4 protein-coding genes and 1 pseudogene are annotated in these 5,477 nt (G+C 73.2%); 1 reads left to right on the forward strand and 4 read right to left on the reverse strand.

Annotated features, from left to right (window positions below; all coding sequences use genetic code 11):
- The 4 genes and pseudogenes from KN815_RS46045 to KN815_RS46060 all read right to left on the reverse strand — a co-directional run.
- Window positions 1–522 (reverse strand): annotated as a pseudogene (locus KN815_RS46045) (hypothetical protein); the annotation flags it as partial.
- A complete protein-coding gene (locus KN815_RS46050; RefSeq protein ID WP_216347744.1) occupies window positions 504–1,229 on the reverse strand; it encodes an ABC transporter ATP-binding protein in 726 nt (241 codons plus the stop codon). The gene KN815_RS46050 and the pseudogene KN815_RS46045, both read right to left, overlap by 19 nt.
- 142 nt (window positions 1,230–1,371) lie before the next feature.
- Window positions 1,372–3,048, reverse strand: coding sequence for a thiamine pyrophosphate-binding protein (locus KN815_RS46055; protein WP_216347745.1), 1,677 nt, complete (start codon window positions 3,046–3,048; stop codon window positions 1,372–1,374).
- Window positions 3,049–3,153: 105 nt separating this feature from the next.
- A complete protein-coding gene (locus KN815_RS46060; RefSeq protein ID WP_216347746.1) occupies window positions 3,154–4,629 on the reverse strand; it encodes a sodium:solute symporter family protein in 1,476 nt (491 codons plus the stop codon).
- A 269-nt stretch (window positions 4,630–4,898) separates the two neighbouring features.
- Here KN815_RS46060 and KN815_RS46065 point away from each other — a divergent pair.
- Window positions 4,899–5,477 (forward strand): PucR family transcriptional regulator ligand-binding domain-containing protein (locus tag KN815_RS46065; RefSeq protein WP_216347747.1); only part of this gene is annotated, 579 nt, incomplete at its 3' end.

Below are 5,477 nucleotides of genomic sequence, written 5' to 3' on the forward strand. Positions count from 1 at the left end.
TGGCTGCCGGGGCCACAGCCCAGCCGCACACGCCGCGCCCACCAGTACGGGGACGACGGCGAGCAGCGTCACGGTGCCGGCCAGGGGCAGCGGCCGACCGCCGCCGAGCTGCCGGCCGTCCGCCCCGCTTCCGGCCCAGTCCAGCCAGGAGCCGAGGTCGCCACGCAGATGCAGGAAGACCAGCAGCGCCAGCACGCCGCCGAGGGCGCAGGCGGAGGCCATCGAGACCGCCGCGAGCAGTGCCGCACGGGCGGGGCCGAGCCCGGCCGCGGCGAACCCGGGCCCCGGCCCGGTACTGGGGTCGGCGCGGCCCACGGCGACGGCCAGATGCACGGTCGCGGCCAGTGGCACCAGGCACCACAGCAGCCGCCCCACCGCGCCCTGCGAGTCGGCCGGATGGCCGGAGGCGAACCCGAGGGCGCTGAGCAGCAGAAAGCTCGCGCCCGCCGCCGCGACGGTGACCAGCGACCGCCGCAGCAGCACCGATGGGCGGGCACCGCGGGTCAGACGGAGGCTGAGCACGCGGCCCTGCCTTCCGCCTCGGAGGAGTCCGAGCCCACCCGGCGCCCGTCGAGCAGGGCGACGGTGCGGTCGGCGAGGGTGGCCACCTCCTGGTCATGGGTCGCGAGGACGACGGTGATGCCGTGGGAGCGGGCCGCCGAGGTGAGGGTGCGCAGCACCTGGGCACGGTCGGCCTGGTGCAGCGGGGCGGTGGGCTCGTCGGCGAAGAGGACGCTCGGCCCGGCGGCCAGGGCACGGGCGATGGCGACCCGCTGGCGCTGCGACTGGAGCAGCGCGGCCGGCCGTGCCCGGGCGTATTCGCCGACATCGAGCCGGTCCAGCCACTCGCATGCGGTGCTCTTCGCGGCGCGCCGCCCGGTGCCGCGCAGCATCAGGGCGAGCGCGGCGTTCTCCCAGGCGGTGAGCTCGGGGACGAGATGGGGCTCGGTGCCGATCCAGCCGAAGTGGTCGCGCCGCAGCCGTTCGAGACCGAGCGGGGGGAGGCTGTGCACGGGGACGCCCTTGAACCACACCTCCCCGCCGTCCGGGACGAGTTGGCCCGCCAGACAACTGAGGAGGGTGGTCTTGCCGCAGCCCCGCGGACCGGTGACGGCGAGGATCTCGCCCTCTCGGGCGTCGAGGGAGACACCGAGGAGGGCGGGTGAGCCGCCGTAGGCATACGACACGGTGCGTGCCGCGAGCATCTCGTCGTCCGGCGGAGCCACCATCCCGAGCACCTCGCCTTACCTGCGATCGTCTCATTCCCCCGGTTGGGGGAACGAGCGCGAAGCCAATGGGTCACTGGCACGGTAAGGACTCGGGTGGGGGCCCGCGCCCAGGCTCGGCGCGGGTGGCCCCCATTTCCTCCGATCAGCCCTGATCGGGTCCGGGGCCCTCGTCGGCGCCGTCGCCGGCGAGCCGGTCGAGGTGGGTGGGCGGGAACATCCGCAGCAGCGCGGGCAGCACCACGACCGACGGCCCGGGGGCCGCGAGGGCGCCGGCGAGGTCCGCGCGCAGCCGCTCGGGTGTGGTACGGACCGCCGGGACGCCGAAGGACTCGGCCAGCGTGACGAAGTCCGGGCGGGACAGCTCGGTGGCGGTCGCCTCGCCGAACGTGTCCGTCATGTACTCGCGCAGGATGCCGTAGCCGCCGTCGTCCACGATCAACCAGGTGACGGGGAGCCGGTACTGGTGGGCGGTGGCGAGTTCGGCGATCGAGTACATCGCGCCACCGTCGCCCGATACGGCCAGCACCGGCCGTCGGGGATCAGCGGCGGCGGCCCCGAGGGCGGCCGGGAAGCCGTAGCCGAGACCGCCCGCGCCCTGCGCCGAGTGCAGGGCGCCCGCACGGGGATCGAAGGCCGACCAGGCCCAGTAGGAGAGGATCGTCATGTCCCAGAAGCTGGGGGAGTCATCGGGCAGCGCGTCCCGCACCGCGCCCAGCACCCGCTGCTCCAGTTCCAGACCCTGCCCGTCGATCCGCTCTCGTACCCGGGTGAGCAGCCCGGCCGCGGCCTTGGCCGCCGTGCCCGGCGGGCGGGGCGTGACGGCCTCGGCGAGGGCGGCCAGCGCCTCGCGGGCGTCGGCGTGGATGCCGAGGGCGGGGTGGTTGGACTCCAGCTTGCCGAGGTCGGCCTCGATCTGGACCAGTCGGCCGCGCGGGCGGAACGTATGGTAGTTGGAGGAGAGTTCGCCCAGTCCGGAGCCGACGACCAGCAGGACGTCGGCGTCCTCCAGGAACTCGGTGGTGTGCGCGTCCTCCAGCCAGGACTGGAGCGAGAGCGGATGCTCCCAGGGGAACGCGCCCTTGCCGCCGAAGGTCGTCGCCACGGGCGCGTCCAGCGCCTCGGCCAGCGCCCGCAGCTCCTGCCGTGCCCCGGCGCGCACCACGCCGCCCCCGGCCAGGATCACCGGACGCTCGGCGGCGTCCAGCAGCCTCGCGGCCTCCGCCGTCAGCTCGGGCCGGGGCGGCAGCGGCCGGGGATCGGCGCGCAGGGAGGTCACCGGCGGCACGGAGACCGGTGCGAGCAGCACGTCCTGCGGGATCTCCAGCCACACCGGCCCGGCGGGGGCCTCCAGCGCGGACGCCCAGGCGGCGGCGACCGCGGAGGGGATCTGGGAGGCGGTACGGACCGTGTGGACGGACTTGACCACGTCGCGGAACGACGCCTTCTGGTCGACGAGTTCATGGAGATAGCCCTTGCGCCCGCCGCCGAGCCCCGCGGTCGGCACCTGGCTGCCGATGGCCAGGACGGGTGCGGAAGCCGCCGCCGACTCCTGGAGCGCCGCGAGCGTCATCAGCGCCCCCGGCCCGGTGGACACCAGCAGCGGGGCGACCGTACCGGTGACACGGGCGAAGGCGTCGGCGGCGAACCCAGCGTTGTTCTCCACCCGCAGTCCCACATAGGTGAGACCGGACCGCCGCAGCGCGTCGAACGCCCCGAGGGCGTGCTGTCCGGGAAGCCCGAACACGGTGCTCGCCCCGAGCGCGGTGAGGGACTCCACGACGAGATCGCCGCCGTGACGCGCGCGCTGTGCGGTGGGCATGGGTTGGTGCCTTTCTGACGGGGCGTATGGAGGCGCGGATGTATGAAGACGCGGATGAGGGAGGGGGTAGGTATGGCGATGCCGGTGTGGGGGCGTGAGGCCGTGTCAGGCGCCCGCGGTGGCCGGGCTGGCGGTCTCGGAGGCAGGAGCGGCCGGTTCGCCGGCGAGTCGGCGCCGCCAGGCGTCGAGGATCGCCGCGTCGGTCGGCTTGGTGGCCAGGCTGACCGCCGCATAGGCCACCAGCGAGGCCAGCAGCCCGAAGTAGATGGGTTCGTTGGCGAGGATGCCCTTCCACCCCATCAGCGCGATGACCGTAAGGCCGCCGACACCGACCGAGGCCAGGGCGCCCGCGCCCGTGCCGCGCTTCCACAGCAGCCCGCCCAGGATCGGCATCAGCAATCCGCCGACCAGCACGTTGTAGGCGACGGTCAGCGCCTCGACGACATTGTTGAGCGCGACCGATATGCCGATCACGGCGATGCCCATGATGAGGATGAAGACGCGGTTGCCGCCGACCTCGTCGTGGGAGCCACCGGAGGTACGGAGCGTACGGCCGCGCAGCCGGGCCCAGATGTCGTTGTTGGCCACCGTCGCGCAGGCGATGAGTGCGCCCGAGGAGGTGGACATCACCGCGGACAGCGCGGCGGCCAGCACCAGCCCCTTCACGCCCACCGGGAGGGAGTCCTTGACGATGGTCGCGAACGCGTCGTCCGGGGCGTCCAGCTTGGGGTACAGCACCCTCGCCGCCGTGCCGATGACCGCGCCCGCGACCGCGTAGGCCAGGCAGTACGTACCGGCCGCGGTGCCGCCACGGCGGGCCACCTTGTCATCGCGGGCGGTGAAGACCCGCTGCCAGATGTCCTGGCCGATCAGCATGCCGAAGGAGTAGATGAGCACATAGGTGAAGACGGTCTGGCCGCCGATGCCCATGGGGGAGAAGTAGCCATGGGGGAGTTCGGACTTCATCGCGCCGAAGCCGCCCGCCTTCACCACCGCGATCGGCAGCAGCAGGAGCAGCACGCCCACCGTCTTGACCACGAACTGCACCATGTCGGTGAGGGTGATCGACCACATGCCACCCAGCGTCGAGTAACAGACCACGATCGCCCCGCCGAGCACGATGGCGATGACCCGGTCCAGGCCGAAGATCACGTCGAAGATGGTGGCGTAGGCGATGGTCGAGGTGACCGCGAGCATCAGGGTGTAGCCCCACATCACGATGCCCGAGATCAGCCCCGAGGAGCCGCCGTAGCGCAGATCCAGCATCTGGCTGACCGTGTAGACCTTGAGGCGGGCGATGCGCGCCGAGAAGAAGACCGACAGCGCGAGCAGCCCCAGGCCGATGGCGATGACCATCCAGGCGCCGGAGAGCCCGTACTGGTAGCCGAGCCCGACGCCGCCGATGGTGGACGCGCCGCCGAGCACGATCGCGGCCATCGTCCCGGAGTACATGAACGGCCCCAGCCGTCGGCCCGCGACCAGGAAGTCGCTGGTGGAGGTGGTGCGGCGCATCCCCCACCAGCCGAGCGCGAGCATGCCCGCGAGATAGACGACGATCACGGTGTAGTCGACAGCGGTCATGGCGGTGCTCCTCGGTCCGGCGGGGGTCGGGTAGCGGTTCGGGAGGTCGGGCGAGCGGAGCCGCACGGGATCGGGGAGGTCCCGGCGATCCGCGGGGATCGGGTCGTGGGGAGTGCGGAAGTGCGGAGAGTACGGGGGAGTACGGGGCGTGCGGGAAATGTGGGGAGTGACGGAGACCCTAGGTGTCGCCGGAGCGACCGGGAAGTGTACGTTTCCTCCACTCCCGATCCCCGGGATGTACGAACCGTCCCCACGCGAGGCCCGCCGTGATGAACGACCGCGTACCCCCGACGGCCCCCGTCCCGCTCGCCACCCTCCTCGGCCACCCCGCCCTCGGGCTGCGGCAGGTCGCGGGGGCGTGCGAGGCGGACACGCCCGTGTACTTCGTCCACACCAGCGAGATGGAGGACCCCGTCCCATATCTGCTGGGCGGCGAGCTGCTGCTCAGCGCGGGGGTGCACTGCCCGGAGGCGGCGGGCGCCGGCACCTACTGGGACCGCTATGTGGCCCGTACGGTCCAGGCGGGCGCGGCGGCGCTCGGCTTCGGCATCGCGCCGGTGCACGACACCGTGCCCCGCGCGTTGGTCGAGGCGTGCGACCGGCATGGGCTGCCGCTGGTCGAGGTGCCGCGGCAGACGACCTTCACGGCCGTCGCGAGCGCCGTCTGGGACGCGATGGCCGAGCGCCGCCACCATGAGCTGCGGAGCGTCACCGAGGCACAGCAGTCGCTGGCGACGGCCGCGGCGCGCCCGCACCCCGTACCGGCCGTGCTGCGACAGCTCGGCCAGCACCTCGGGGCATGGACGGTGCTCTACGGCCCGGACGGCGGGGAGCTGGCGGCCGCGGGC

This window comes from Streptomyces niphimycinicus (assembly GCF_018883605.1).
Taxonomy (GTDB): domain Bacteria; phylum Actinomycetota; class Actinomycetes; order Streptomycetales; family Streptomycetaceae; genus Streptomyces; species Streptomyces niphimycinicus.